Annotated in this window: 28 protein-coding genes and 1 tRNA gene; 14 read left to right on the top strand and 15 right to left on the bottom strand. The window is 60.0% G+C overall.

What is annotated here, in order from left to right; genetic code table 11:
• Positions 1 to 45: 45 nt before the first annotated feature.
• Positions 46 to 1,935 carry an MFS transporter gene (locus ATN84_RS06605; RefSeq protein WP_068880710.1) on the bottom strand — a complete coding sequence of 630 codons (1,890 nt, stop codon included), beginning with the start codon at positions 1,933 to 1,935 and terminating at the stop codon, positions 46 to 48.
• Positions 1,936 to 2,550: 615 nt separating this feature from the next.
• Between ATN84_RS06605 and ATN84_RS06600 the strand changes: the two genes are divergently transcribed.
• Both ATN84_RS06600 and ATN84_RS06595 read left to right on the top strand, forming a co-directional pair.
• Positions 2,551 to 3,585 carry an aspartate-semialdehyde dehydrogenase gene (locus tag ATN84_RS06600; protein WP_068880709.1) on the top strand — a complete coding sequence of 345 codons (1,035 nt, stop codon included), beginning with the start codon at positions 2,551 to 2,553 and terminating at the stop codon, positions 3,583 to 3,585.
• 214 nt (positions 3,586 to 3,799) lie between these two features.
• Entirely contained in the window at positions 3,800 to 4,222 is a 423-nt protein-coding gene (locus ATN84_RS06595) for an organic hydroperoxide resistance protein (protein ID WP_068880708.1), read from the top strand.
• A gap of 38 nt (positions 4,223 to 4,260) precedes the next feature.
• On the opposite strand, the gene ATN84_RS06590 is transcribed toward ATN84_RS06595, so the two are convergent.
• Both ATN84_RS06590 and leuD read right to left on the bottom strand, forming a co-directional pair.
• A complete protein-coding gene (locus ATN84_RS06590; protein ID WP_068880707.1) occupies positions 4,261 to 4,683 on the bottom strand; it encodes a metallopeptidase family protein in 423 nt (140 codons plus the stop codon).
• A 63-nt stretch (positions 4,684 to 4,746) separates the two neighbouring features.
• Complete coding sequence (gene leuD / locus ATN84_RS06585) at positions 4,747 to 5,352, bottom strand: 3-isopropylmalate dehydratase small subunit (protein ID WP_068880706.1); 606 nt, start codon at positions 5,350 to 5,352, stop codon at positions 4,747 to 4,749.
• Between the two features lie 140 nt (positions 5,353 to 5,492).
• On the opposite strand from leuD, the gene ATN84_RS06580 reads away from it, so the two are divergent.
• Both ATN84_RS06580 and ATN84_RS06575 read left to right on the top strand, forming a co-directional pair.
• Positions 5,493 to 6,395, top strand: a complete 903-nt coding sequence (locus ATN84_RS06580) for an HpcH/HpaI aldolase/citrate lyase family protein (protein ID WP_068880705.1) — start codon at positions 5,493 to 5,495, stop codon at positions 6,393 to 6,395.
• Complete coding sequence (locus ATN84_RS06575; RefSeq protein WP_068880704.1) at positions 6,392 to 6,598, top strand: DUF1737 domain-containing protein; 207 nt, start codon at positions 6,392 to 6,394, stop codon at positions 6,596 to 6,598. The genes ATN84_RS06580 and ATN84_RS06575 overlap by 4 nt, the downstream gene beginning before the upstream one ends.
• Before the next feature lie 195 nt (positions 6,599 to 6,793).
• Here the strand turns inward: ATN84_RS06575 and ATN84_RS06570 are convergent, their stop codons facing one another.
• On the bottom strand, positions 6,794 to 8,845 hold the full coding sequence (locus ATN84_RS06570; protein ID WP_068880703.1) for a M3 family metallopeptidase: 2,052 nt from the start codon (positions 8,843 to 8,845) through the stop codon (positions 6,794 to 6,796).
• Between the two features lie 353 nt (positions 8,846 to 9,198).
• Between ATN84_RS06570 and mgtE the strand changes: the two genes are divergently transcribed.
• From mgtE to ppa, 4 genes are all read left to right on the top strand, one after another.
• A complete protein-coding gene (gene mgtE, locus ATN84_RS06565) occupies positions 9,199 to 10,599 on the top strand; it encodes a magnesium transporter (protein WP_068880702.1) in 1,401 nt (466 codons plus the stop codon).
• Between the two features lie 160 nt (positions 10,600 to 10,759).
• Positions 10,760 to 12,586 (top strand): translational GTPase TypA, encoded by a 1,827-nt coding sequence (gene typA, locus ATN84_RS06560; RefSeq protein ID WP_068880933.1) that lies wholly within the window; start codon positions 10,760 to 10,762, stop codon positions 12,584 to 12,586.
• Between the two features lie 158 nt (positions 12,587 to 12,744).
• Complete coding sequence (locus ATN84_RS06555; protein WP_068880701.1) at positions 12,745 to 13,251, top strand: GNAT family N-acetyltransferase; 507 nt, start codon at positions 12,745 to 12,747, stop codon at positions 13,249 to 13,251.
• 125 nt (positions 13,252 to 13,376) lie between these two features.
• Positions 13,377 to 13,913 (top strand): inorganic diphosphatase, encoded by a 537-nt coding sequence (ppa, locus tag ATN84_RS06550; RefSeq protein WP_068880700.1) that lies wholly within the window; start codon positions 13,377 to 13,379, stop codon positions 13,911 to 13,913.
• A 72-nt stretch (positions 13,914 to 13,985) separates the two neighbouring features.
• On the opposite strand, the gene ATN84_RS06545 is transcribed toward ppa, so the two are convergent.
• The 3 genes from ATN84_RS06545 to ATN84_RS06535 all read right to left on the bottom strand — a co-directional run bounded on the left by ATN84_RS06545 (position 13,986) and on the right by ATN84_RS06535 (position 15,296).
• Entirely contained in the window at positions 13,986 to 14,579 is a 594-nt protein-coding gene (locus ATN84_RS06545) for a hypothetical protein (RefSeq protein ID WP_068880699.1), read from the bottom strand.
• Between the two features lie 64 nt (positions 14,580 to 14,643).
• Positions 14,644 to 14,985 (bottom strand): DUF167 family protein, encoded by a 342-nt coding sequence (locus tag ATN84_RS06540; RefSeq protein WP_068880698.1) that lies wholly within the window; start codon positions 14,983 to 14,985, stop codon positions 14,644 to 14,646.
• A gap of 11 nt (positions 14,986 to 14,996) precedes the next feature.
• Entirely contained in the window at positions 14,997 to 15,296 is a 300-nt protein-coding gene (locus ATN84_RS06535; protein WP_068880697.1) for a YggT family protein, read from the bottom strand.
• Positions 15,297 to 15,505: 209 nt separating this feature from the next.
• Between ATN84_RS06535 and ATN84_RS06530 the strand changes: the two genes are divergently transcribed.
• A tRNA-Ala gene (locus tag ATN84_RS06530) sits at positions 15,506 to 15,581 on the top strand.
• A 63-nt stretch (positions 15,582 to 15,644) separates the two neighbouring features.
• On the opposite strand, the gene ATN84_RS06525 is transcribed toward ATN84_RS06530, so the two are convergent.
• The gene (locus ATN84_RS06525; protein WP_153020106.1) at positions 15,645 to 15,950 is read right to left on the bottom strand and encodes a hypothetical protein; all 306 of its coding nucleotides are present in this window, start codon (positions 15,948 to 15,950) and stop codon (positions 15,645 to 15,647) included.
• A 2-nt stretch (positions 15,951 to 15,952) separates the two neighbouring features.
• On the opposite strand from ATN84_RS06525, the gene ATN84_RS06520 reads away from it, so the two are divergent.
• The 3 genes from ATN84_RS06520 to cysK all read left to right on the top strand — a co-directional run bounded on the left by ATN84_RS06520 (position 15,953) and on the right by cysK (position 19,301).
• Complete coding sequence (locus ATN84_RS06520; RefSeq protein WP_068880695.1) at positions 15,953 to 16,825, top strand: LysR family transcriptional regulator; 873 nt, start codon at positions 15,953 to 15,955, stop codon at positions 16,823 to 16,825.
• 252 nt (positions 16,826 to 17,077) lie between these two features.
• Positions 17,078 to 18,160: an acyltransferase family protein gene (locus ATN84_RS06515; protein ID WP_244491010.1), complete on the top strand. Its 1,083-nt coding sequence runs from the start codon at positions 17,078 to 17,080 to the stop codon at positions 18,158 to 18,160.
• Positions 18,161 to 18,314: 154 nt separating this feature from the next.
• Positions 18,315 to 19,301, top strand: coding sequence for a cysteine synthase A (cysK, locus tag ATN84_RS06510; RefSeq protein WP_068880693.1), 987 nt, complete (start codon positions 18,315 to 18,317; stop codon positions 19,299 to 19,301).
• 380 nt (positions 19,302 to 19,681) lie between these two features.
• Here the strand turns inward: cysK and ATN84_RS06505 are convergent, their stop codons facing one another.
• The 6 genes from ATN84_RS06505 to ATN84_RS06480 form a co-directional block, all read right to left on the bottom strand.
• Positions 19,682 to 20,563, bottom strand: a complete 882-nt coding sequence (locus ATN84_RS06505; RefSeq protein WP_068880692.1) for a 3-hydroxybutyryl-CoA dehydrogenase — start codon at positions 20,561 to 20,563, stop codon at positions 19,682 to 19,684.
• A gap of 102 nt (positions 20,564 to 20,665) precedes the next feature.
• Positions 20,666 to 21,595, bottom strand: a complete 930-nt coding sequence (locus ATN84_RS06500) for an electron transfer flavoprotein subunit alpha/FixB family protein (RefSeq protein ID WP_068880691.1) — start codon at positions 21,593 to 21,595, stop codon at positions 20,666 to 20,668.
• Positions 21,596 to 21,618: 23 nt separating this feature from the next.
• Positions 21,619 to 22,365 (bottom strand): electron transfer flavoprotein subunit beta/FixA family protein, encoded by a 747-nt coding sequence (locus ATN84_RS06495; RefSeq protein WP_068880690.1) that lies wholly within the window; start codon positions 22,363 to 22,365, stop codon positions 21,619 to 21,621.
• Positions 22,366 to 22,565: 200 nt separating this feature from the next.
• The gene (locus ATN84_RS06490) at positions 22,566 to 23,147 is read right to left on the bottom strand and encodes a cob(I)yrinic acid a,c-diamide adenosyltransferase (RefSeq protein WP_068880689.1); all 582 of its coding nucleotides are present in this window, start codon (positions 23,145 to 23,147) and stop codon (positions 22,566 to 22,568) included.
• 21 nt (positions 23,148 to 23,168) lie between these two features.
• Positions 23,169 to 23,369 carry a twin transmembrane helix small protein gene (locus tag ATN84_RS06485; protein WP_068880688.1) on the bottom strand — a complete coding sequence of 67 codons (201 nt, stop codon included), beginning with the start codon at positions 23,367 to 23,369 and terminating at the stop codon, positions 23,169 to 23,171.
• A gap of 43 nt (positions 23,370 to 23,412) precedes the next feature.
• Entirely contained in the window at positions 23,413 to 24,246 is an 834-nt protein-coding gene (locus ATN84_RS06480; protein WP_068880687.1) for an SDR family oxidoreductase, read from the bottom strand.
• Positions 24,247 to 24,412: 166 nt separating this feature from the next.
• Between ATN84_RS06480 and ATN84_RS06475 the strand changes: the two genes are divergently transcribed.
• Positions 24,413 to 25,276: a YihY/virulence factor BrkB family protein gene (locus ATN84_RS06475; RefSeq protein WP_068880686.1), complete on the top strand. Its 864-nt coding sequence runs from the start codon at positions 24,413 to 24,415 to the stop codon at positions 25,274 to 25,276.
• Here ATN84_RS06475 and ATN84_RS06470 read toward each other — a convergent pair.
• Positions 25,234 to 26,139 carry a DMT family transporter gene (locus ATN84_RS06470; RefSeq protein ID WP_068880685.1) on the bottom strand — a complete coding sequence of 302 codons (906 nt, stop codon included), beginning with the start codon at positions 26,137 to 26,139 and terminating at the stop codon, positions 25,234 to 25,236. The two genes, ATN84_RS06475 and ATN84_RS06470, sit on opposite strands and share 43 nt — an antisense overlap.
• Positions 26,140 to 26,315: 176 nt before the next feature.
• Between ATN84_RS06470 and ATN84_RS06465 the strand changes: the two genes are divergently transcribed.
• On the top strand, positions 26,316 to 26,795 hold the full coding sequence (locus ATN84_RS06465) for a YaiI/YqxD family protein (RefSeq protein WP_068880684.1): 480 nt from the start codon (positions 26,316 to 26,318) through the stop codon (positions 26,793 to 26,795).
• Position 26,796: the final 1 nt, after the last annotated feature.

Below are 26,796 nucleotides of genomic sequence, written 5' to 3'. Positions count from 1 at the left end.
GCCGCCCCTTTCGGAGCGGCGTTTCCGTTTTACATCCAGACTCAATCAATCCAGCGCATGCAGATCGACGTTCTTGCGCTCACGCACGAAGAGCATGCCGATGACGAAGCTCATCGCCGCGATGATGATCGGGTACCAAAGGCCATAGTAGATATCGCCCTTGGCGGCGCTGAGCGCGAAAACCGTCGCAGGCAGCAGACCGCCAAACCAGCCATTGCCGATGTGGTAGGGCAGCGACATCCCGGTATAGCGGATTCGGGTCGGGAACATCTCGACCAGGATCGCCGCGATCGGGCCGTAGACCATGGTGACGTAGATCACCAGCAGGGTCAGGATCGCGATGGTCAGCGGCCAGTTGATGCCATCCGGATCGGCGACCATCTTGAACGCACCACCATTGGGAATGGTGTAGACCGGCTGGTCCGCACCGCCTGCCGCGTCGGCCTCGGCCGGGGTCAGAAGCTTGTTCTTGACCAGATCGGCCGTCGACATGGTGGTCTTTTCACCGGCCCGGACCGCATTCACATCGAGACCGAGCTCTGGATTGGCGGCGGCAAAGGCCTCGAGCTTGCTGTCGGGCACCTTGGCCGGATCGCGGACCAGCGGGAAGCCAGCCTTCTGCAGTGCGAGGTTCATGTCATGGGCGAGCTTGCCCTGTTTTGCCGTTGCATCGGCGCCGGCAGTTGCGGCGTCATAGGATTCGACGGTCATATCGCCGATCTTGACAGTCGCGGGCGAACCAGCCGGTCCCTCGACGATTTCGTACGGCACTGAAGACTTGGACAGGAATGCCGTGGCGATATCGCACGAATTGTTGAACTTCGCCGTTCCGGTCGGATTGAACTGGAAGGTGCAATCGCCCGGAGCTGCCGTCACGGTCGCCTTGATCGTCCGCTCGGCCTGCGCCAATGCCGGATTTGCAGCATAGGTGAGTGCCTTGAACAGCGGGAAATAGGTGAAAACCGCAAGCAGCAAGCCTGCCATGATGATCGGCTTGCGGCCGATCTTGTCCGACAGCCAGCCGAAGACCACGAAGAAGCCAGTACCGAGGACCAGCGAGGTGGCCACCATGATGTTGGCGGACACGTTTTCGACCTTCAGCACGTTCTGCAGGAAGAACAGCGCATAGAACTGGCCGCAATACCAGACAACGGCCTGTCCGGCGGTAAGGCCGAAAAGCGCGATCAGTGCGATCTTGGCGTTCTTCCACTGGCCGAAGGCTTCCGACAGCGGCGCCTTGGACCCCTTGCCCTCCTCCTTCATGCGCTGGAAGGCTGGAGATTCGTTCATCTGCAGGCGGATCCAGACGGATATGCCGAGCAGGAGCACTGAAACCAGGAACGGAATGCGCCAGCCCCAGGCGGCGAAATCTTCTTTGCTCATCATGTTCTGGATGAACAGGATGATGATCAGCGACAGGAAGAGGCCCAGCGTCGCCGTGGTCTGGATCCACGAGGTGAAGAAGCCGCGCCGGTTGTTGGGCGCATGTTCCGCCACATAGGTTGCCGCACCGCCATACTCGCCGCCGAGCGCCAGGCCTTGCAGCATGCGCAGGATGATCAGGATCGTCGGCGCGAGAATACCGAGCGTCGCCGAGCCGGGCAGAAGACCGACGAGGAACGTCGAGAAGCCCATGATGACGATGGTGACGAGGAAAGTGTATTTGCGTCCGACCAGATCCCCCAGGCGGCCGAACACCAGCGCGCCGAAAGGCCGGACGAGAAAGCCCGCGGCGAAGGCGAGCAGCACGAAGATGTTGCGCGTCGTCTCCGGATATTGGCTGAAGAAGGCCGCGCCGATAAAGCTGGCGAGCGTGCCGTAGAGATAGAAATCGTACCATTCGAAAACGGTACCGAGCGATGAGGCGAAGATGACTTTCTTCTCCTCGCGCGTCATTTTCTGCGTGCCGATATCGGCACTTGCCGTGACAGTCATTGATGTGTCCTCCCAAGACAGCATGTAAAACGCTGGCGGATCGGCCCGAAAACCGCAGCAGGTTTTCGAAAACACGATACGCATGTTCAAGAACTCACAGCGTCGTTATGCATCCAAGAACGCAAGGCGCTGTAAATTGAAGCACACCGAATCCTCCTGCCGGTGCTTCGTCTGATACGGGCACATCATGGCCTTAAACTAAGGATTCGGGCAGTATTCTTTCGGCTTATGACTTTAGTCTAAGACCTCACATGGAAATGCTTGGGAAGACCCATCGACATGTCGCGCATTTCCTATCGCTTTACGCTCGTCCGAGACGGCAATTGACTCTTTCAAGAAACGGGGTACAAGCACCATCGGACAAGGAGAACCCCGCGTGCATCGCGTATCGGCAGCACCAGCTTCGTCTCATCATTCCGGCTTCGTCACCGGATGCGGGCGCATGTTCTCCGTTTCCACCAAATCCACGGCCAAAACCATTACGAAAACGACCGCGAAAACGGTCTGATTTCCCTTGGCCTGCTCGCCCTCTCCCCGGGTCTGGTCCGGGGAAGGAACAACCCGCATGGCCACCGGGTTCTTTCAAGAAAAGCGGAGAGGGACAGGAGAAAGCAAATGGGTTTTAAGATTGCGGTTGTCGGCGCCACCGGTAATGTGGGCCGCGAAATGCTCAATATCCTCGATGAGCGAGGCTTCCCGGCCGATGAGGTCGTGGTGCTTGCCTCGCGCCGCAGCCAGGGCACGGAAGTTTCCTATGGCGATCGTACGCTGAAGGTGAAGGCGCTCGACTCGCATGATTTCTCCGATACCGACATATGCCTGATGTCGGCGGGCGGCACGATCTCGCAGGAATGGTCGCCGAAGATCGGCGCACAGGGCTGCGTCGTCATCGACAACTCCTCCGCCTGGCGCTACGACGCCGACGTGCCGCTGATCGTGCCGGAAGTGAACCCCGATGCCATCGAAGGCTTCCGCAAGCGCAACATCATCGCCAACCCCAATTGCTCGACGGCGCAGCTCGTCGTGGCGCTGAAGCCGCTGCATGACGCAGCCACGATCAAGCGCGTCGTCGTCTCGACCTACCAGTCGGTCTCGGGCGCGGGCAAGGAAGGCATGGACGAGCTCTTCGAGCAATCGCGGGCGGTCTTCGTCGCCGATCCGATCACCACGAAGAAATTCACCAAGCGGATCGCCTTCAACGTCATCCCGCATATCGATGTCTTCATGGAGGACGGCTACACCAAGGAAGAATGGAAGATGGTGGCCGAAACCAAGAAAATGCTCGATCCGAAGATCAAGCTGACGGCGACCGCCGTGCGCGTGCCTGTCTTCATCGGCCATTCCGAGGCCGTCAATATCGAATTCGAAAAGCCGATCACGGCCGACGAAGCCCGTGACATCCTGCGCGACGCGCCGGGTTGCCTCGTCGTCGACAAGCACGAGAACGGCGGCTACATCACGCCTTATGAATCTGCCGGCGAGGATGCGACCTATATCTCCCGCATCCGCGAGGATATCACCGTGGAGAACGGTCTGGCCATGTGGGTCGTTTCCGACAATCTACGCAAGGGCGCAGCCCTCAATACCATCCAGATCGCCGAATTGCTGATCGCTCGCGGATTGGTCAAACCGAAGGCCTTCGCCGCCTAATCGGAGTTTCAGATGAATTGTGAAAGCGCCGGCTCGTCCGGCGCTTTTCTTTTGGCCGCGTCCGTGGAGCGCTCCACAGGGAAACGCTGATGCTCGATGCCGCCAACATACCGGTCGCAGATCCCTGCAAATTTAGTTGTGTACGATTTAGTATTGTGCGATATAAATTGCGTCAAACCGATTGACTCCCGAACCAAACGCAAAGGATATGACGATGAAAGTTCTCTACACCACTGAATCGACCGCCACCGGTGGACGCACGGGCAGCGCCAAAACCGCCGACGGCCGATTGAGCGTCGTGCTCGACACGCCGAAGGAGCTCGGCGGCAATGGCGGCGAAGGCACCAATCCCGAACAGCTCTTCGCCTCCGGCTATTCGGCCTGCTTCCTCGGTGCCCTGAAATATGTCGCCGGCCAGCGCAAGGTGAAGATCGCCGAGGACAGCACGGTCACCGCGACTGTCGGCATTGGCCCACGCGACGATGGCACCGGCTTCGGCCTCAATGTGGCACTCGCGGTATCGCTGCCGGGCGTCGACAAGGAAACGGCGAAGGAACTGGTGGACGCCGCCCACATCGTCTGCCCCTATTCGCATGCAACGCGCGGCAATATCGACGTCCGGCTCAGTGTCGCATGATTAAATCGGCAGGCATCGCATTCGCGATCCTGCCGGCCTTAATCGGTATTCGCCTCGATCTGTTCCATGTCCTCGTCGGAAAGGCCGAAATGATGGCCGATCTCGTGGATCAGCACATGGGTGACGATGTCGCCCAGCGTTTCCTCATGCTCGGCCCAATAATCCAGTATGGCGCGGCGATAGAGCGTGATCCGGTTCGGCCCTTCGCCGGTCACCATGGTGAAACGCTCGCCGATGCCGTGCCCTTCGAAAAGGCCGAGCAGATCGAATGGCGTTTCCAGTCCCATATCGTCGACGATCTGGTCTTCAGGAAAATCGGCGACCTGGATGATGATATCGCCGCAAAGGCTGCGGAACTTCGCGGGCAGATGCGCGAACGCCTCGATCGTCAAGGATTCCATTTCGTCCAGCGAAGGGGAAAAACGCTTAGCCCAATCGCCGGTCTGATCGGTTCGGGCCATGCCTTCTCCTTTTTACCCGGCGCCGCCAGTCGTGCGGCGCCCGGTATATAGCGATCAAAAAACTCAAGCCCAAGGGCGCTTTTCGGCGTTCTCTGCCTCGAAACGGGCAATGCTGGGCGCTTTCTCCATCGTCAGGCCGATATCGTCGAGACCATTCAACAGGCAATGGCGCTTGAAATCGTCAAGGTCGAACTTGATCGAGCCGCCGTCGGGCCCCCGGATTTCCTTGGCTTCCAGATCAACGGTCAGCGTCGCATTGGCGCCGCGCGAGGCGTCGTCCATCAGCTTGTCGAGGTCTTCCTGAGAGACCGTGATCGGCAGGATGCCGTTCTTGAAGCAGTTATTGTAGAAGATATCGGCGAACGAGGTCGAGATAACACAGCGGATGCCGAAATCGAGCAAGGCCCACGGCGCATGCTCACGCGAGGAACCGCAGCCGAAATTATCGCCGGCGACGAGGATCTGCGCCTTGCGGTAGGCGGGCTTGTTGAGCACGAAATCCGGGTTTTCCGAACCGTCCTCGCGATAGCGCATCTCGGCGAAAAGCCCCTTGCCGAGCCCGGTGCGCTTGATCGTCTTCAGATAATCCTTCGGAATGATCATATCCGTGTCGATATTGATGATCGGCAGCGGAGCGGCAACCCCGGTGAGCTTGGTGAACTTGTCCATAATCTGACCTGTCGGCTTGATATTCTTTCCAGGCGCAACGCTTTACACCAGCTTGGCGCGGAGTAAAAGCCCATGCCGGCCACGGGCCACTTATACGGGATATCTTGCGCGAACCCGCGGATGCAGGCAGAAAGCAATCCATGAAGAAGATCCCGCGCCCGCGCCGTTCGGTGCTTTATGTTCCGGCTTCCAATCCGAAAGCGTTGCAGAAATCCGTCACGCTCGCGGCGGACGCGATCATTTACGACCTCGAGGATTCCGTGGCCCCGGAGGCGAAGGAGGCGGCCCGCGAAGCCCTGCGGACGCATTTCCGCGAGCATCCGATCGCATCGCGCGAGCGCATCATCCGCATCAACTCTCTTGCCTCGCAATGGGGCAGCGAGGACATCCTCGCCGCTCGCGCCTGCAATCCGGACGCGATCCTTTTGCCCAAGGTGGAGCATCCGCGCGATGTGATCGAGGCAGCAAATGCGCTCGACGAAACCGACGCGGCGGATACGCTGGCGCTATGGGCGATGATCGAGACGCCGCGCGGCATCCTGAACGCCGACGAGGTTGCGCAGCTAGGATCGCATTCCTCGGCGCGGCTCGCCTGTTTCGTCGTCGGTTCCAACGATATCGCGCGTGAGACGGGCGTTGATCTTGGCGGAGACCGGAAATTCCTGATCCCCTGGCTGATGCAGATCGTGCTTGCCGCCCGCGCTGGCGGGCTCGATATTCTCGACGGCGTCTATAATGATTTCGCCGACGCCGAAGGCTTCAAGCGCGAATGCCGGCAGGGCGCCGCCATGGGCTTTGACGGCAAGACGCTCATCCATCCCTCGCAGATCGAGACGGCGAACCACGCCTTCTCAGCCAGCGAAACGGAGATCGCCGAGGCTCGCGCCATTGTCGAACTCTTCATGCGGCCTGAAAATGCCGGAAAGGGCGTTCTGCCGTTCAACGGCAGGATGGTCGAGCGGCTGCACCTCGCCATGGCCGAAACGGTGCTGGCGAAAGCCAACATGATCGCAACATCAGACAAGGATAGAGAGACAAGATGAAGCTTTTCCGTTTTATCACTGGACCCGACGATTCCCAGTTCTGCCACCGGGTCACCGCCGCCCTCAACAAGGGATGGCTGCTGCACGGCGGACCGGCCTACACCTTCAACGCCGCCACGGGCACGCTCCATTGCGGACAGGCCGTGGTGAAGGAAGTCGAAGGCGTCGATTATACGCCGGATATCAAGCTCGGCGATTACTGAGCGGGATTGTTTTGGATCATCAGGTCGCGCGCGCTCCGTCATCATCGGACTTGATCCGATGATCCATTCCGGAACGGTGAAAAAGAGCCTGCATATCAAGTGATAGAGACGCGGCTTCGATGTTCCGGAATGGATACTCGGATCAAGGCCCGAGTATGACGACCTTGTTTTGATGCCGCGCCCAGGCCAAAACCCTCAACCCAGCCCGCGTTTCTCGATCATCGCATCCGGCGTCGGCATCTTGCCGCGGAAGGCTTTGTAGAGCACTTCCGGGTCGCGTGAGCCTCCCGCCGAATAGATATATTGCTTGAGCCTTGCAGCGAGATCGGGGTTGAAGGCATCGCCGGTCTCCTCGAAGGCGCTGAATGCATCGGCGTCGAGCACTTCCGACCACATGTAGGAATAATAGCCGGCCGAATAGCCGTCGCCTGAAAACACATGGGTGAAGTGCGGCGTGCGGTGGCGCATGATGATAGCATCCGGCATGGAGAGCTTCTTCAGCGTCTCCGCTTCGAAGGTGAGCGGATCCGCCACCGGCTCGCCGCTCGCGTGGAAAGCCATGTCCACCAAAGCGGAAGCGGTGAATTCCACCGTGTCGAAACCGGCGTTGAAGGTCTTGGCCGCCAGCATCTTGTCGAGGAGCGCCTTGGGCATCGGCTCGCCCGTACGGTAATGCAGCGCATATTTCTCCAAAACCTCCGGCACGGTCAGCCAGTGCTCGTAGAGCTGCGACGGCAGCTCTACGAAATCACGCGAGACCGCGGTGCCGGCGATGGCGGGCCACGTCACATCCGACAGGAGCCCGTGCAGCGCGTGGCCGAATTCGTGGAACAGCGTGCGCGCGCCGTCGAGGGACAATAGCGCCGGCTCGCCCTTCGGCGGCTTGGCAAAATTCATGACATTGTAGATGATCGGCTCCGCCCCACCCTCGAGCTTGTGCTGCGATTGTAAAGCGCTCATCCAGGCGCCAGACCGCTTCGACTGACGGGCGAAATAATCGCCCATGAACAGGCCGCGGCGGCTGCCGTCGGGGTTCTTCACCTCCCAGACACGCACATCAGAATGCCAGGTCGGAATGCCCTTTCGCTCCTCGAAATAGATGCCGAACAGGCGTGTGGCGACATCGAACGAAGCCTCAATGATCTTTTCGAGCTGCAGATAGGGCTTCAGCTCCGTCTCATCGAAGGCGAAGCGCTCGGCCCGGCGCTTCTCCGCATAATAGCGCCAATCCCAAGGCGCCACCTTGTGATTGCGGCCCTCGGCGGCGATCAGCCGTTCGAGCTCGGCTTCTTCTTCCGCTGCCCGCGCGCGCGCCTTTTCCCACACCGGTTCGAGCAGTTCCATTACCGCTTCCGGCGTCTTCGCCATCGTGTCATCGAGCTTGTAAGCTGCGAAGCTCCCATAGCCGAGCAATTTGGCCTTTTCGGCACGCAGCGCCACCGTCTCGGCGACGATGGCGCGATTGTCCGACGAGCCGCCGTTTTCTCCGCGCTTCGCCCAGGCGATGAACGCCTTTTCACGAAGCGCCCGGTTCTCCGAGAACGACAGGAAGGGTTCCATGATTGCACGCGCCAGCGTCACCGCCCAGGCATCTGGCCGCCGGCGCTCCTCCGCCGCGCCACGCATGGCATGGCGTACGAAATCCGGCAGGCCTGCAAGATCGGCCTCGTCGGTGATGATGAGCGCCCAATCTGCCTCGTCCTTCAAGACATTCTGCCCGAACTCAGCGCCGAGCGCCGCCAGCTTCTCATTGATGTCGGCAAGCCGCGCCTTGCCCTTGTCGTCGAGCTTCGCGCCGCTGCGCACGAAGCGCTTCCAGATCTTTTCGAGAACCCGCAGCGTTTCCTCATCAAGGCCGAGCCTATCGCGCTCGTTGTAAAGCGTATCGATGCGGGAAAACAGCCGGCTGTCCATCATGATCTTCGAATAATGCCGCGACATCTTCGGCGCGATCTCGCGCTCCAGCGCCTGGATCGTCTCATTAGTATGGGCGCCCGCGCGCAGCCAGAAGATCGCCGAGACGTGCTCCAGCGCCTTGCCGGCAAGCTGCAACGCCTTCAGCGTGTTGTTGATGTCAGGCTTTTCCGCGCTTGCCGCAATCGCCTCGATCTCGGCCCAGTCCTCGGCCAGCGCGGCATCGAAGGCCGGCCCGAAATCCTCGTCGGAAAAGGCGGTGAAATCGGGAAGGCCGAGAGGACCGGACCAGACTGTCAGGGCAGGATTGACGGCGGCTTTCGTGCTGGACATGGGCGGAACTCCAATCGGTATGGGCAGGTGCTTTGCGTCTAACATCTAGGCGCCTGACGACCATGCCACAAGACGAAACACCTCCAACCGCTGCCATTGCCATGGCGCGGCCCCATGCCGCAGCATACTGCCGATATGGCGGCACTTGACTTTGAAGGAGTCCGGCAGCAAAGCATGCTGCGTGTTGCCGCAGCGTTCCGCGGCGGCAATTTTTTAACCGGAGTTCAACTCTCATGCCAAGCGACAGTCATAGTCGATTGTTTCGGCCGTCATTGGCAGCCGTGATTTAACCGCCTGGCAATCGGTTTGTCACGATCATGCCCATGACGGCGGATCGACGGAAAGGCAAACCGATGACCCCAAACAGCTTCTCTCCGGAAGTCACCAATCCGGAAATCCTCGATATCGCCGATCTTCCGGCGGCGGCGATCGCCCAGCATCTCGCCGCAATGCGCCCGGCCGATGCGATCGAGGTTCTCAACAATCTCGACATCGACGACACCGTCGCCGCGATTGCGCATCTGCCGCATGAGCAGGCGGTGCGCCTGTTCGACCAGCCGGAACTGCGCAGAACCGATGATATCCTCGAACATCTGCCGCTCGATCTGGCCGGCAGCATTCTCGATGCCATGTCGGCCGATCGCGTCACGGATATCTTCCAGGAGCTGGAGGATCCGACCCGCACGCGCCTTTTCGTCATTCTCAACCCGGAAACGAAGGCCGCGCTGAAAAAGCTGCTGCATTATCCGGAAAATACCGCCGGCAGCCTGATGACGACCGAATTCATCTCCGTGCCGGCCACCTGGACCGCCTCCCGGACCCTGCAATATATCCGTGAGGTGGAACGCTCGCGCGAGACGGTCTATGCCATCTATATCGTCGACCCCACGACGAAGGTGCTGCAGCGCGTCGTCACATTGCGCCGTCTGATCACCAGTGAACCGGATGCGCCCATCATTTCCGTCGGGCGCGACGAGACCCCAGTCGCCATTTCGCCTCTGACCGACCGCGAGGAGGTGGCCCGTCTCTTCCGCCGGCACGATTTGCTTGCCGTTCCGGTGGTCGATGACGATCGTCATGTCATCGGCATCGTCACAGTCGACGACGTGCTCGACGCCATGACCGAGGATATGACCGAGGATGCCTATAAGTTCGGCGGTCTCGAAGCGATCGACAAGCCCTATATGGAAATCGGCTTGCCCGAGATGCTGAAGAAACGCGGCGGCTGGCTTTCCATCCTCTTCCTCGGCGAGATGCTGACCGCCAGCGCCATGCAGCATTTCGAAGTGGAGCTGGAAAAGGCGGTCGTGCTGACGCTTTTCATCCCCCTCATCATGAGCTCGGGCGGCAATTCCGGCTCGCAGGCGACCTCGCTCCTGATCCGCGCCCTGGCGCTCAAGGACATCAAATTGCGCGACTGGTGGAAGGTGGCGCTGCGCGAGATGCCGACGGGGATTGCGCTGGGGGCGCTGCTCGGCGCCATCTGTATGATCCGCATCGCCGCATGGCAGACGCTCGGCTTCTATGATTACGGGCCGCACTGGATGCTGATCGCCGTCACCGTTGCAGCAGCCCTGATCGGCATCGTCACCTTCGGCTCGCTTGCCGGATCGATGCTGCCCTTCATCCTGCAAAGGCTGGGTTTCGACCCCGCAAGCGCGTCGGCGCCCTTCGTTGCCACGCTGGTCGACGTCACCGGACTGGTGATCTATTTCACCGTGGCCTTGATCTTCCTCTCCGGCACATTACTTTAAGGCCAACCGCTTCCCGGACGCGCATCGCCTCCGGGAAGCTGCTGGTAACCTATAAATACGCCTCCCCCTTTCGCAAACGCGGAAAAACCTGTATGCAGCGCGGCAAATGACAGCGGCGTTCGCATGGCGGCGTCCCAACCCCCATTACAGAGTGAACCTCATGCAATTGCGCAACATCGCGATCATCGCCCACGTCGACCATGGGAAAACCACCCTCGTCGACGAACTTCTCAAGCAGTCCGGCTCATTCCGCGAGAACCAGCGCGTTGCCGAACGTGTCATGGATTCCAACGATCTGGAAAAGGAACGCGGCATCACCATTCTCGCCAAGGCCACATCGGTCGAGTGGAAGGGCGTACGCATCAATATCGTCGATACTCCTGGCCACGCCGATTTCGGCGGCGAGGTCGAGCGCATCCTCTCGATGGTCGATGGCGCGATCGTTCTGGTCGATGCTTCCGAAGGGCCGATGCCGCAGACCAAGTTCGTGGTCGGCAAGGCGCTGAAGGTCGGCCTTCGCCCGATCGTCGCGATCAACAAGATCGACCGCCCGGATGGCCGCCACGAGGAAGTCATCAACGAAGTCTTCGACCTCTTCGCCAATCTCGACGCCACCGACGAGCAACTCGATTTCCCTATCCTCTATGGCTCCGGCCGCGACGGCTGGATGAATTTCAACCCGGAAGGTCCGAAAGACCAGGGTCTCGCGCCGCTTCTGGACCTCGTGCTTGATCACGTTCCGGCGCCGGCCGTGGAAGAGGGCCCGTTCCGCATGATCGGCACGATCCTGGAAGCCAATCCCTTCCTCGGCCGCATCATCACCGGCCGCATCGCCTCCGGCTCCATCAAGCCGAACCAGGCCGTCAAGGTTCTCGGCCAGGATGGCAGGCTCATCGAGCAGGGCCGCATTTCCAAGATTCTTGCCTTCCGCGGTATCGAGCGGCAGCCGATCGAAGAAGCACAGGCGGGCGATATCGTCGCGATCGCTGGCCTCGCCAAGGGCACGGTCGCCGACACTTTCTGTGACCCCGCGATCACGGAAGCCATGAAGGCCCAGCCGATCGATCCGCCGACCGTCACCATGTCCTTTATCGTCAACGATTCGCCGCTTGCCGGCACCGAAGGCGACAAGGTGACGAGCCGCGTCATCCGCGACCGCCTGTTCAAGGAAGCCGAGGGTAACGTCGCGCTGAAGATCGAGGAAGCCGAGGGCAAGGATTCCTTCTACGTTTCCGGACGCGGCGAACTGCAGCTTGCCGTCCTCATCGAAACGATGCGTCGCGAAGGCTTCGAACTTGCCGTCTCGCGTCCGCGCGTCGTCATGCACAAGGACGAAAGCGGCTCGCTTCTCGAGCCGATCGAGGAAGTCGTCATCGACGTCGATGAGGAATATTCGGGTACGGTCGTCCAGAAGATGTCGGAGCGCAAGGCCGAGATGGCCGAACTGCGTCCTTCGGGCGGCAACCGCGTGCGCCTCGTCTTCTACGCTCCGACGCGTGGCCTGATCGGCTACCAGTCGGAACTTCTGACCGACACGCGCGGCACGGCCATCATGAACCGCCTGTTCCACGATTATCAGCCCTTCAAGGGAGCGATCGGCGGCCGGACGAATGGCGTTCTGCTGTCCAACGGCGCCGGCGAGGCGGTAGCCTATGCCATGTTCAACCTCGAGGACCGCGGCCCGATGATCATCTCGCCGGGTGACAAGGTCTATCAGGGCATGATCATTGGGATACACTCCCGCGATAACGACCTTGAAGTCAACGTGCTGAAGGGCAAGCAGCTCACCAACATCCGTGCCGCCGGCAAGGACGAGGCGGTGAAGCTCACTCCGCCGATCCGCATGACGCTCGATCGCGCGCTCTCCTGGATCCAGGACGACGAGCTGATGGAAGTGACGCCGAAATCGATCCGCCTGCGCAAGATGTATCTCGATCCGAACGAGCGTAAGCGCTTCGAGAAGAGCCGCACGGCTGGCGCGGCATAAGTATTATCGCCTGAATAGAGAAACGGCGCCCTCCTCCGGGCGCCGTTTTCTTTTCTGCAATTCTCCATTCCGCTTTAATGACCTCTTCATCACAGCTTGGGGATGGCCCCTCTTTTTCATTGCCGCCGGTGGCTGGCCGCGCGTATGTTAAAGAAGCCATGACGACGCTGACCATCGATATAAGGCGAGCTGCCCTCAACGACGCGATCGCGATTGCGGATGTGCATCACGACGCCTGGCGGGGCGCTTATGCCGGGATCATCCCGCACAAGGCGCTCAACGCCATGCTGCAGCGCCGCAGGGCCGAATGGTGGGCCCGCGCCATCCGCCGTTCCACGCAGATACTGGTGGCCGAGGTCGGCGGCGAAGTCGTCGGCTATGCGACGCTGGGGCCCAACCGGGCACGCCAGCTCACGCAGAAAGGCGAGATTTACGAGCTCTATATCAAGCCGGAATATCAGGGCATCGGCCTTGGCGGCCGACTGTTGCGCACCGCCCGTCGCTGCCTCACCGACATGGGGCTGAAAGGCACCGTCATCTGGGCGCTCGAGGACAATACGCTCGCGCTTTCCTTCTATCGCGGCGCCGGCGGGCGCGACATTGCCGAAGGCATCGAATGCTTCGATGGCAAGACGCTGAAGAAGGTCGCCTTCGTCTGGAACTAGGGGAGTAGAGCAGTAAGGGAATATGCTTCTTCTTGCCTTACTCCCCTACTCCCTTCCGTCTTTTCGTTTTTGTTGCGCCGCGTCATGAAACCCGTTATCAGGGCGCCAAACGAAAGGATGTCTCCATGAATATCGATGCCATCTCAATCGGCTCCAATCCTCCCGAAGATATCAATGTCATTGTCGAAGTGCCGGTTGGCGGCCAGCCGATTAAGTACGAGATGGACAAGAAGGCGGGCGCGCTCATCGTCGACCGCTTCCTCTATACGCCGATGACCTATCCCGGAAATTACGGCTTCGTGCCGCACACGCTTTCCGAGGATGGCGACCCGATCGATGTTCTGGTCTGCAACACCCGCCAGTTGGTACCGGGCTGCGTCATCAATGTACGGCCCATCGGCGTGCTCGTCATGGAAGACAATTCCGGCAAGGACGAAAAGATCATCGCAGTGCCCTCGCCGCACCTGACGCGCCGCTATGAAAAGGTGCATAACTACACCGACCTGCCGGAGATCACGCTCAAGCAGATCGCCCATTTCTTCGAGCACTACAAAGATCTGGAACCCGGCAAATGGGTCAAGATCGGCGATTGGGGCGACGAGGATTACGCCCGCCAGTTCATCACCGAGGCAATCGAGCGCGCCAAGACCAAGAAGGCCTGAACCGGGCCAGATCTGATTTCACCGCCTGGAGCGGTTCCGGTCATGCGGAACCGCTCTTTTTGTTTTGATCGCCTAATCCGTTTGCCGCGCAAGCGCCGGCAGGGCGACACGGCCAGCCTTGATGACGGGCTTGTCCACGTCGCAGGAGAAATCGCGCGCCCGGCTGTCGGCAATGCGCCGCGCCTCGTCATTGGCGTTCCCGTTGCCGCTGGCCACGACATAACCGACGGCACAACCCTCGCCCCCGCCCTTCCGGCCGATCTTCTCGACCGCCAGCACCTCGACCGTGTCGCCCGGCTCGCCCACGAACCAGCGATGGATGGTGGCGAAGGGAATTTCCTTCTTCCCCTCCCTTGCGACGCGCCATTCGATGGTGTCGCTGCTCTGGTTGAAGCCCGCGAAGGATTCCCATTTGCGTTTACCCTCTTTCGGCGGGTAGCCGTAGAAGATGGATTCACGCGCATCGTCGTAAGAGATCAGAACGGGATATCCCTTGTAACCGGTGCAGGCGAGCTCCTGCCAATCGCCGTCCCCGCGGGCGGCGGCCTCGACCACCTTGCAACCATGCTTCCTGTCGATTTTTGTATAGGCGCTTTCGATATCGGCAGCCCGTGCCCCGCTGATGAGGAGGGCAGCGGCGGATAGAGCTAAAAGAACATGCCTCACGGGAGAACCTCTATCTTAAATAGAGCAGTTCATACCGCCTGCCGAAGGCGAAGACCACTCCCAATCACGTTGCGTCTTCCGCCGAGGATAAAACCGCGCGAAGGCGCGCGGCAAGAGCCTGCGGCTCGCCCATGATATGCACCTGCTTCAATCTGGAGGTCGCCCCGCCCGTCACCGAGACGCCGCCACCGGCAACTCGAAGCGTTTTGGCGATGAGCTTTTCCAATGCCTTGTTGGCTTTGCCGTCCTCGGGCACGGCGCGCACCCGAGCTATGAGATGCCGCCGTCCATCCGCCGCATCTGCGATGCCCTCCACCGCATCCCGAGACGATTTCGGCGTCAGCCGCACGAAGACGGTGATGCCGTCGGCGTCTATTCTGCAGAAGCCCTTAACGTTCGGTCCCAACAAATTCCAACTCAGTAAAAAACACCAAACATCGGAGCCACCGACGTTCTAAGAAAAATCTGCAGGAAGGTAATCGCCAAGAGGACAATGATAGGCGAGATATCAATACCACCGAGATTAGGCAGGAGATTGCGGATCGGCCGAAATACTGGCTCCGTTACCCGGTAGAGGAAATCACCGATGGATGCCACAAAGCGGTTGCTGGAATTGATGACATTGAAGGCATAGAGCCATGAAAACACTGCAGCGGCAATAATGATCCACCAATAAAGATTCAGCGCCATATTCAGTGTGACAAAAACTGCGAGCATGAATATCTCCTTGAAGTTACCGACATGTAGCGGTTGCCGGTTGCAAGGACAAGACCAACGCATGCCGGGCTCGTCGGTAAATCAAGGCGCGGAACGAATGGCGCGCAGCGACAATCATCCCTGCTCGTCCGCCTCCGGCGCACAATCCCCGCACATCATCCTTGACAGCACCCCTTCCCCGCTCCTAAATGCCGCTCGCATCGGTGGACGGGGCTGTAGCTCAGCTGGGAGAGCGCGTCGTTCGCAATGACGAGGTCAGGGGTTCGATCCCCCTCAGCTCCACCAATGTTCCACCAGTGGCATATCTTCCTGCTCGTTACGTTTACCGCGCGACCCAAGGTTCCAACGTTAAACGTCCTGTGTTGAGCCGGCGCGATCCAATGGCGGAACGGCGGCACTGCCCTTTGCCGTTTTCAGATTGCTCAAGAAGCGGGCCGGACCCGTGAGCCAGCGCGGCAAGGGCTGGCCGAATTGTTCGTAGAAGCTATCCTCTGCTTGCTGACAGCGGATTTCGTCCTTTGGGCGAAACTGGACGGAAAGAAGGGCGCCGACGACATTTTCAAACATCCGAAGCTCCTTTTCGGAAAAGCCGTCTCCTTTACTATGCCCTAAAATTTGCTTTTTATACGCAATAATTCCGGCTATGTTTTTCACTCATGAAAAATATCACTTGGGACGCCTATGAATTGTTCATGCATGTGGCGCGCCATGGAGGGCTCTCCGGAGGCGCGGCCGTCACGGGCCTGAGCCCCGCCACCATCGGCCGCCGCATGCTCGACTTCGAAGAGGCGGTCGGCCGGCCACTCTTCCTTCGCAGCCGCACGGGCTATCAACTCACTGCTGATGGTTCGGCGCTCTTTGCCCAGATTCTGGAGATGGAAGGGGCGGCCCGCCGGATCGAGAGCTGGACACGCGAAGGAACCGGCTCGCCTCTCGTAAGGATCGCCTGCGGCACATGGCTCGCATGGATGTTCACCCGGAATCTCTCGGTCATCCGCACTGAACGTGATGATTTCCGTCTGGACGTCTACGTCGCGGAACGGCGCGCAAGCCTCGCTCACCGGGAAAGCGATATCGGCATTCGTGCTTTTGAACCGCAGGAACCCAATCTGGCGGCGATCAGGCTGGGTGAAGTCGCCTATGCCGCCTATCGCGCCCGCAATGCGCATCCTTCCGTTGCCGATCGATGGTTGGCGGTTTCGGAGGAGGATGCCATTTCTGCTTATCTGCGCTGGCCGCATGAGCATCGGGCGGATCAGCTGATCGTCACCATCAATCGGCCACGCTCGCTACGCGATCTGGCACTCGCAGGCACAGGCACAGCGGTGCTGCCTTGTTTCATCGGGGATCAGGACATGCGGCTGGAGCGCGTCGGCGAGGAGATCGTCAGCCTGCGCCATAGCCAATGGATCGTGATGAACAATGATGACCGGCACCGCCGGGAAATCCGGACCGTGGTCGATCGAATGGTGAAGTTCATAAAAGGGAATACGGATCTTTTTGCCGGCCGCCTGCATCGGCGGACGTGACGACAGGGGGCCTGACGTCCTCGGTAACCACATCGGTTGAAAGCGCTGGCCCCAGACTACAGCTTTTGCTAGTGGTCCAATTTCGACGTTTGCGTCTCGTGGCCTCGCAAGCAAACGTCGGAATCAAAGAACCACCAGATAGTATTTGAGTCTGGTGGAGCTTTGAATTTGACATTTGATATCGAATTCTCCGCGGGCGAAAGATCAAATGTCAAATTCGCTCCACTGGAAGCGCTCGAAAACGGGGGCATTATGGCCAGCCAGCGCTATGATAACATCGACGCACTGCGCGCCATCGCGGCGACGGCTGTCCTGATTCAGCATTTTTTTGGCGATGTCATTCGCGAGGCTTCGAATCCCCTCGGGCCCCTCCTTCCGATTTTCAGCGCATCCGTTGGAAATTTTGATCTTGGACGTTTCGGCGTCATCTTGTTTTTCCTGATCAGCGGCTTTGTCGTCCCCTTCAGCATTCGCGGAACCCAACCGCTGAAGCGCTTCGCCATATCCCGCTTTTTTCGGCTCTATCCGGCCATGTGGCTGGCGATCTTCATCCTCAGCGCAATATTCACTCTCGGCGGACAAGAGCCATCGGCGGCGACCATCATCGCCAACATGACCATGGTACCGACCTTTCTTGGCCAGCCCTGGCTGTCAGGCATCTACTGGACCTTGTCGATAGAGTTGGTCTTCTACTGCTTCTGTGCGCTGCTTTTCTGGAGGAGCGTTCTGTTTCGTCCCTTGGCCGTCACCGCACTCGCCCTCATGCTGGTTGCTTCCACCGTCGGTCCCATCATCCTGAGGCTTTCCGGCGGAATGCATCTGCCGGTCCAATATGTCGGCCTGCATGTGTCATTCCTGTTCTGCGGCCTGCTGCTGCGCATGGCGATGGTCGACAGGATGCGCTCTGCCTGGACAGGAGCAGGCGTCGTGGCGCTCGTGCAGTTCGCCGCACTGATGGCGATCGGCAGCTTTTCGCTTGAGCGAGGGGACAGCTTCTTCATCATCGGCAAGGCGCCCATCATCTACGCCTATATCGCGGCCTTTGTCCTCTTCATCGCCTCGGTAAGGCTCGGCAAGCCGCATTCGCCAGCGCTCTCCCTGATCGGCGCCATCAGCTACTCGATCTATCTCTTCCATGGACCGATTGCCCTGATCGTTTATCATTATATTCCGCTCACCGGGGAATATCGGGACCTGCTGGTCGGCTTCGCCAGCCTCACCCTGACTTTCCTGTTCTCCTGGCTAGTCTACCGCTTCCTGGAAACGCCGATGATCGCCCTTGGCAGGAAAATGAGCAATCCGCCGCAGACCCCGCTGGTTCCGCAAAGCAGCTGAGACTATACTCCCCGACCGATCACGCCTTCTTTTTTCATATTGGCCGATCTTTTGGATTTTTATTCCAACGGATCGCTCTTCGACGAACAGCCGAAACTAGGTTTTTCCGCTCGTTCGCCATACTATCGAAAGAATAAACTAGGGAGACAATCTCATGAACAAGCCCGTAGCCTCAAAGAATGCACGCGCACCGGGTCGCGGCCGCGTTTATGATTCCATTCTCGATACGATCGGTGATACGCCGCTCGTCCGCATCGACAAATTCGCCAGGGAGAAGGGCGTCGAAGCCAATCTGCTGGCCAAGCTGGAATTCTTCAATCCGCTGGCGAGCGTCAAGGACCGCATTGGTCTGGCGATGATCGAGGCGCTTGAGTCAGTAGGCAAGGCGATCCCCGGCAAGACGACGCTGATCGAGCCGACCTCCGGCAATACCGGCATCGCGCTCGCCTTTGCCGCCGCGGCCAAGGGCTATCATCTGATCCTCACCATGCCGGAAACCATGTCGATCGAGCGCCGCAAGCTTTTGAAGCTGCTCGGCGCCGAACTGGTGCTGACGGAAGGGGCGAAGGGCATGAAGGGCGCCATCGCCAAGGCCGAGGAGTTGGTTGCGGAAAATCCTGATGCCATCATCCCGCAGCAGTTCGAAAATCCGGCCAACCCCGAGATCCATCGCCGCACCACTGCGGAAGAGATCTGGAATGATACCGATGGCGAAGCGGATATCCTGATCTCCGGCATCGGCACCGGCGGCACGATCACCGGCGTCGGCCAGATCATCAAGGCGCGCAAGCCCTCCTTCCGGGTGGTCGCGGTTGAGCCGAAGGATTCGCCGGTTCTATCCGGTGGCAATCCCGGGCCGCACAAGATCCAGGGCATTGGTGCGGGCTTTGCCCCGAAGATCCTCGATACCTCCATCTATGACGAGGTCGTCCAGGTTTCCAACGAGGATGCCTTTGCCAATGCCCGGCTCATCGCCCGGCTGGAGGGCATTCCGGTCGGCATTTCCTCAGGTGCGGCCCTAGCGGCAGCCGTGGAAGTCGGCAAGCGTCCGGAAAACAAGGGCAAGAACATCGTCGTCATCATCCCCTCCTTCGCCGAACGTTATTTGTCGACGGCCCTGTTCGAGGGGCTCGACGGCTGATCTGCCTAAGATGGCTGATTAAAAAGGCCGGAGCTTTTCGGCTCCGGCCTTTCCATTCCTGAAGACATCCGCCATTCAATGGCGTGAACGTTCGGCGCAGGCCGGACCTGGTCCGCGCATATAATGACGCTCGGGCCGGTAAGTCGGGGCCAAAAATTCACGAATGACGGTTGCGCTGTGCCGCAGTTGAACAAAAATGCTCATCGCCCTGTACCTGAAATCTGTAATTTGCATCGCAGTCCTCACGAACCACCCGGCTCGCACTGCTTAAAGACAAATTTAACAGTTAAAGGTGAACGCTCTCTGAATATGGACGGTTAAGGCATCGTAAATGCCACCGGATACTACGGCACCAGGCGTCCGTTGGGACGCTGTAGCGCCTACCGCGTCGGAACCGGATGCTCGCCGCGATAATCGTAGAAGCCGCGTCCGGTCTTGCGGCCGAGCCATCCCGCCTCGACATATTTCACCAGAAGCGGGCACGGCCGGTACTTGGAATCGGCAAGCCCCTCGTAAAGCACCTGCATGATCGACAGGCAGGTATCAAGCCCGATGAAATCGGCGAGTTGCAACGGCCCCATAGGATGGTTGGCGCCGAGCTTCATCGCCGTGTCGATGGCCTCGACGGAACCTACCCCCTCATAAAGCGTGTAGATGGCCTCGTTGATCATCGGCAGGAGGATGCGGTTGACGATGAAGGCCGGGAAATCCTCCGCCACAGTGATCGTCTTGTCGAGGCTTTCGACAAAAGTGCGGGCGGTCTCGAAGGTCACGTCTTCGGTAGCGATCCCACGCACCAGTTCGACCAGCTTCATCACCGGGACCGGATTCATGAAATGGATGCCGATGAAACGCTCCGGGCGATCCGTGGTTGAGGCAAGACGGGTGATCGAGATCGAGGAGGTGTTGGTAGCAAGCAAGGCCTCCGGATTGAGAACCGGGCAAAGCTGCGCGAAGATCTTGCGCTTGACGGTCTCGTCCTCGGTCGCCGCCTCGATGGCGAGATCGACGCCGGCGAGATCGTCCATCTTGTTGGCCATATGGATACGGTTCATCGCCTCCCGATGAGTCTTCTCATCAAGCTTGCCGGAAGAAACCTGCCGGGACATGTTGCCGTTGATCGTGGCGATGCCGTTTTCCAGCCGCTCGACCGAAGCATCGTGCAACAGCACGTCATAGCCGGCGATCGCGCAGACATGGGCGATGCCGCTGCCCATCTGCCCTGCTCCGATGATCCCGATCTTCTTGATTGTCGCGCCCATATTCCACCCGTGATGTTTTATTTTGTGCAGTGCAAAGTAAATGGCCGGAGTAGAGTTCGTCTACCCCGGCCATCATAATTTAATCCAACCGTTATAAAAGCCTCAAAGCGCCTTTTCGAGCTGCGGCAGAATCTCGAAGAGATCACCGACGATCCCGTAATCAGCCACCTGGAAGATCGGCGCTTCCTCGTCCTTGTTGATGGCGACGATGACTTTCGAGTCCTTCATGCCCGCCAGATGCTGGATCGCGCCGGAAATGCCGCAGGCGATATAGAGATCGGGAGCGACCACCTTGCCGGTCTGGCCCACCTGCCAGTCGTTCGGCGCATAGCCCGCATCGACGGCGGCGCGCGAAGCGCCGACGGCCGCGCCGAGCTTGTCGGCCACGGGCAGGATGACTTCCTTGAACTTCTCCGACGAGCCGAGCGCGCGGCCGCCCGAGATGATGATCTTGGCCGAAGTCAGTTCCGGACGGTCGCCGCCGGAAAGCTTCGCCTCGACGAATTTGGAGAGGCCTGGATCGCCGCCAGCATTGACGGTCTCGACCGAAGCCGAGCCGCCTTCGCCGGCAGACTGGAACGAGGCGGTACGCACCGTGATCACTTTCTTGGCGTCCGTCGCCTGCACCGTCTGGATGGCGTTGCCGGCATAGATCGGGCGCTTGAAGGTATCCGGCGACACCACCTCGATGATATCGGAGATCTGCATCACGTCGAGAAGAGCGGCAACGCGCGGCAGGATGTTCTTGCCGTTGGTGGTCGCCGGCGCGATGATCGTATCGTAATTGCCGGCGAGCGAAACGATGAGCGCCGCGGTCGGCTCGGCCAAGCGGTTTTCCAGTTCCGGGCTATCGGCGATGAGAACCTTGCGTACGCCCTTCAGCCTGGCCGCCGCGTCGGCAGCAGCCTTCGCATCCTTGCCCGCAATGAGGATATCGATATCACCGCCGATCTGCGCGGCCGCCGTCAGAGCCTTGGCGGTCTGGTCGGAAAGGGTTGCGTTGTCATGTTCGGCAACAAGAAGAATGGCCATTTGTTTCGTCCTTTCCGGTGGTTTTAGAGTACGCCGTCGGCCTTGAGCTTCTCGACCAGCTCTCCAACGGAGCCGACCTTGACGCCGGCCTTGCGTCCGCCGGGCTCCTCGGTCTTCAGCACCTTCAGCCGCGGCGCGGTGTCGACGCCGTAATCGGCTGCGGTCTTTTCATCGAGCGGCTTCTTCTTCGCCTTCATGATGTTGGGCAGCGAGGCATAGCGCGGCTGGTTCAGGCGCAAATCGGTGGTGACGATCGCCGGCAGCTTGATCTCGACCGTCTGCAGGCCGCCATCCACTTCGCGGGTGACTTTGGCAGAACCATCTGTGATCTCCACCTTGGAAGCAAACGTGCCCTGGCTCCAGCCGAGCAGCGCCGAGAGCATCTGGCCAGTCTGGTTGGCATCGTCGTCGATCGCCTGCTTGCCGAGGATGACGATCTCAGGCTGTTCCGCTTCGATCACGCCCTTGAGGATCTTCGCCACCGCCAGCGGCTCGACCACATCGTCGACCTTGACCAGAATGCCGCGGTCGGCGCCCATGGCGAGCGCGGTGCGGATCGTCTCCTGCGCCTGTGCCGGGCCGATCGATACCGCCACGATCTCCTCGACCTTGCCCGCTTCCTTCAGGCGGATCGCCTCTTCCACCGCGATCTCGTCGAACGGGTTCATCGACATCTTCACATTGGCGAGCTCGACGCCCGAACCGTCGCCCTTCACCCTGATCTTCACGTTATAATCAACGACACGCTTTACAGCGACCAGCACTTTCATGCGTCTGACCCTTCCCGAATGAACTCTTCGACGGATATACCGTCACAGACGATCGTCCACTTGCCAGAAGCCGACATGAAGGCAACGGAAATGGACCTCCCTGGGTGCGGACTACGGCGGAGCCGCAATCCATGCCTGAACCGGGCGGGACCGTAATTGTGATTGACGTGCACGTCAATCACCGTTCTGTCATGACATCATCAGCGGTTTTCACCAGGAACCCACAAGACGTCGCGCGCGCCATTGTCATTGGCCACACGGGCCGCGACAAAGAGAAAATCAGAAATGCGATTGATATATTGCAGCGCCGCCTTGCTCACCCGCTCGCCCGGTTTCTGAGCCAGTTCCACCATGATGCGCTCGGCCCGCCGCGATACCGTGCGCGCCAGATGCAGCGCGGCGGAAGCAGGCGTGCCGCCCGGCAGGACGAAGGAGCGCAAGGGCTTCAACCCGGCATTCAGCTGGTCGATTTCGGCTTCGACCCGCAGCACCTGTGCCTCGATGATGCGCAGCGGCTCGTAGCCGGGGGTATCCCCATTGTCCGGCGTCGAAAGATCGGCGCCGAGATCGAACAGATCGTTCTGGATACGCGCCAGCATGGCGTCGAGTTCCGGGTGGCTCTCCCCGGTATGAAGCCGCGCCAGGCCGACGCAGGCATTGGTTTCATCCACCGTGCCGTAGGCTTCCACCCGCAGGTCGCACTTGACCCGCCGCTCGCCATTGCCGAGCCCGGTCGTCCCGTCATCGCCGGTGCGCGTATAGATCTTGTTTAGCCTGACCATCTGCTCTCCCCTCCGTGACCGTCAACCGCTCGCATGACGGGCAAAATAGATCGCGGCAACGATGAGCAGAACCGCGATGAACTGCAAAAGCACACGCAACTGCATCATCTTGTTGGAGAAATTGCCGTCGCCGCCGCGCATCATATTGCGCAGGCCGACAAGGAGAACGCCCACGACGGCGACGATGGCCACCATCGCCGCGATCTTGAACAGGAATTCCATTCCGTTTCCTTTCAGTATTTCCGGCGGATGCTTGCGCCCCCGCTCAGGATTGGTCCGCAAGCATCCGGTAGAACATGCGGGCCGGCATCAGCCGGCGCGCCAGGGCGCCGAGTTTCGCCGGCCGCGTCACCAGATAATGGGGACAGGGCCGAGGGTTTTCCAGCGCGTCACGCAATACCGCATAAACCGCTTCGGGGCCAAGCTTCGACTTCGATTTCGTGCCACCGCTTTTCAGCTTCGCCAATTGCCGCTCGTAATCGGCGCGATGTACGGAATTGGCGATATCGATGTTCTTTTCGGCCCACTGTGCTGCATTTTGGGAAAAACGGGAATCGATCGGCCCCGGCTCGATAAGTGAGACATGAATGCCCGAACCCTCGAGCTCCATCCGCTCGGCCAGCATCAGCCCCTCCAGCGCGAATTTTGAGGCGACATAAGCGCCGCGCCATTTCATCGGCACGAGCCCGAGAATGGAGGAGCAATGAACGATGCGGCCATGCCCCTGCGCCCGCATGACGGGAATGACCTGGCGCGTCAGGTCGTGCCAGCCGAAGAAATTGGCCTCGAACTGCTCGCGCAGCGCATCGACCGGCAGGTCCTCGACCGCCCCCGGTTGCGCATAGGCGCCATTGTTATAGAGCGCATCGAGCCTGCCGTCCGTCGCGGCCAGGACGGTCATGACCAGTGCTTCGATCGATTCCGGTTCGCGGTAGTCGAGATAGTGCGCCTCCAGCCCGTCGCGCCGCAATGCCTCCAGATCCTCCGGCTTGCGCGCAGTGGCGAAAACCTGCCATCCCTCGTTCTTCAATGCGCGAGCGCAAAACGCCCCGATCCCTGAGGAACATCCCGTAACAATGATCGTTTTGCGCTTCGACATCAATTGATGCACCGAACCCTCTCTTGTATCTCGCGCAGGTGGAACTTGCGTGGATGAAGTTGCTGCAGGCTTCCCATATCGCGCCGCCCGTTGCAATCTGCGCATATCAGGGCAAGCTCGCAATGAGAGCAGCCGCACCGCCGGCCCGAAAGGAAAATATCTGCCGATGAGCAAAATAAGAACGTTCCTGTGGCAGGTTTTGTACGATGCGTTCGGCCATTTCTTTTCCGATGACGGTTGGGCCTTCGCCAGCCATATAGCCCTTTCCGGACTAATGGCGCTCTTCCCATTCCTGATCTTCGCCACTTCGCTTGCGAGCTTCCTCGGCGCCAACGCCTTTGCCGATACGGCCGTCCATGTCATCTTCGACACTTGGCCGGAAACCATTGCCCGGCCGATCGCCGGCGAAGTGATGAACGTGCTGACCGTCCAGCGCGGCGGCCTACTGACCATCAGCGTCATTGCTGCTGCCTATTTTGCCTCCAACGGCATCGAAGCGCTGCGCATCGCGCTCAACCGGGCCTATCGCGTCAACGACACCCGTTCCGTCATCTTCTGCCGCCTGCAAAGCCTTGGCTTCGTCATCATCGCCACCCTCGGCCTGATGGCGATCAGCGTGCTTCTCGTCCTAGCCCCGCTTGCCGTCCGGCTTGCCGAGCAATGGTTCCCTGCGATCAGCCCCTATACGGGAGGGCTCGACATCTGGCGCTATATCATCGCGGTCGCGGTGCTGGTGGTGGGGCTGCTCTCCGTCCATATCTGGCTGCCCGCCGGCAAGCGCAGCCTTGCCGATATTCTGCCGGGCATCGGCCTGACACTGCTCGCCTGGCTGGCCGGATCGATCCTTTTCGCCAAATATCTCCAGACCTTCGCCAATTATGTCTCGACCTATGCCGGCCTCGCCTCGATCATGGTGGCGATCGTCTTTCTCTACATCATCGCGGCGATCTTCATCCTCGGCGCCGAGATCAATGCGGCGATCCTGCGCTATCGCAACCGCATGGCCTGGCGGGCGAAACGGAAGAGCTGAAAATCGCTTCTTACGGTCGCCAAGGCCATGCCGAACGTGGTGATCGCCATGCCGATGAGTTGCACGAGGTTCAGCGTCTCACCGAAGAGGAGATAAGCCATCAATGCAGTCGTCCCCGGCACGAGATAGAAGAGCGAAGCGACTTTCGACACCGCGCCCTCCCGGATCAGCACCATCAGGAGCAGTATCGCGCCGATCGACAAGACCAGCACCAGCCAGGCCATGGCGAAGAGGAGCCAGGGCGACCAGATGACCTGATGATCTTCAAAGCATAGCGAAAAGACGCCGGTGAGAACGCCGGCGGCCAGATACTGGATGGTGGTGCCGGTCTTGAGATCCACCTGCCCGACGAAACGCTTCTGCCACACCGTGCCTGTGCTGATGGCGATGACCGCAAGGAACACCGCGCCGATGGTGACGGCATTGATGCCGCCTGTATCGAGCGAGAATTTCGGCCACAGCACCATGACCACGCCGATGAAGCCGATGGCGAGACCCGTCCAATGCCGCCGTTCGACCTTTTCTCCGAGCGTCGCCCCGGCGATCAGCGTGGTGATCAGCGGCTGCAATCCGACGACCAGCGCCGACATGCCCGCCGGCAATCCGCGATGCACGGCCCAGAAGACGCCCGAGAGGTAGATGCCGTGGATCAGGCAGCCGGCGACAGCGGCATGGAACGCGCCGCGCCGGTTTGGCCATCGACTGCCGCTCAAAAGCGCCCACACGCCCAGAATGGCCGCAGCGATGAAAAACCGCACCGTCATGAAGCCGAACGGTTCGGCATAGGGCATCGCATAGCCCGCGCCGATGAAGCCGGTGGCCCAGAGCAGGACAAAGAGCGCGGGAAAATATCTAACGGGCATGACATGTTTCCAGAGCAAGCCCAGGAAAAGGAAGCTTGCGCAAACGAGAATGATTCGCCTGCCTTTATTCCGCTCAGGCTCCGCAGGCCAGTTCATTATTTTGATCGCAGCATTCAGCAGGAGAATATAAGCCGCCGCGCTTGCAACACCGGGTCGCCTCTGCCAACTGATAGGACATGAGTGATCAATCCCGTCCCATCACCATCTATGTCGATGCCGACGCCTGCCCCGTGAAGGCCGAAATCTATAAGGTCGCGGAACGCCACGGGGTGAAAGTCTATGTCGTCGCCAACTCCTTCATCGCGGTGCCGCGCGACCCGCTGATCGAGCGCATTATCGTACCAAGCGGCCTTGATGTCGCCGACGACTGGATTGCCGAGCGTGCCGCACCCGGCGCCATCGTCGTCACGGCGGATATTCCGCTGGCGAGCCGGGCGATCAATGCGGGTGCGGCGGCGATCGCGCCGAATGGCCGCGCCTTCACCGAGGCCTCGATCGGCAATGCGCTGGCAACCCGCAATCTGATGGAGGGGTTGCGATCGGCGGGGCAGATCACCGGCGGCCCGCCGCCTTTTGCCGCCCGCGACCGCTCGACCTTCCTTTCAGCGCTCGATCTCGCCATCGTTCGATTAAAGCGCGCCGGCTTTACCGCCTGAG

The organism is Paramesorhizobium deserti (genome assembly GCF_001558695.1).
Lineage (GTDB): Bacteria > Pseudomonadota > Alphaproteobacteria > Rhizobiales > Rhizobiaceae > Paramesorhizobium > Paramesorhizobium deserti.
Note: the sequence above shows the minus strand (reverse complement) of the source record. Positions and strands in the feature narration are given on the sequence as shown.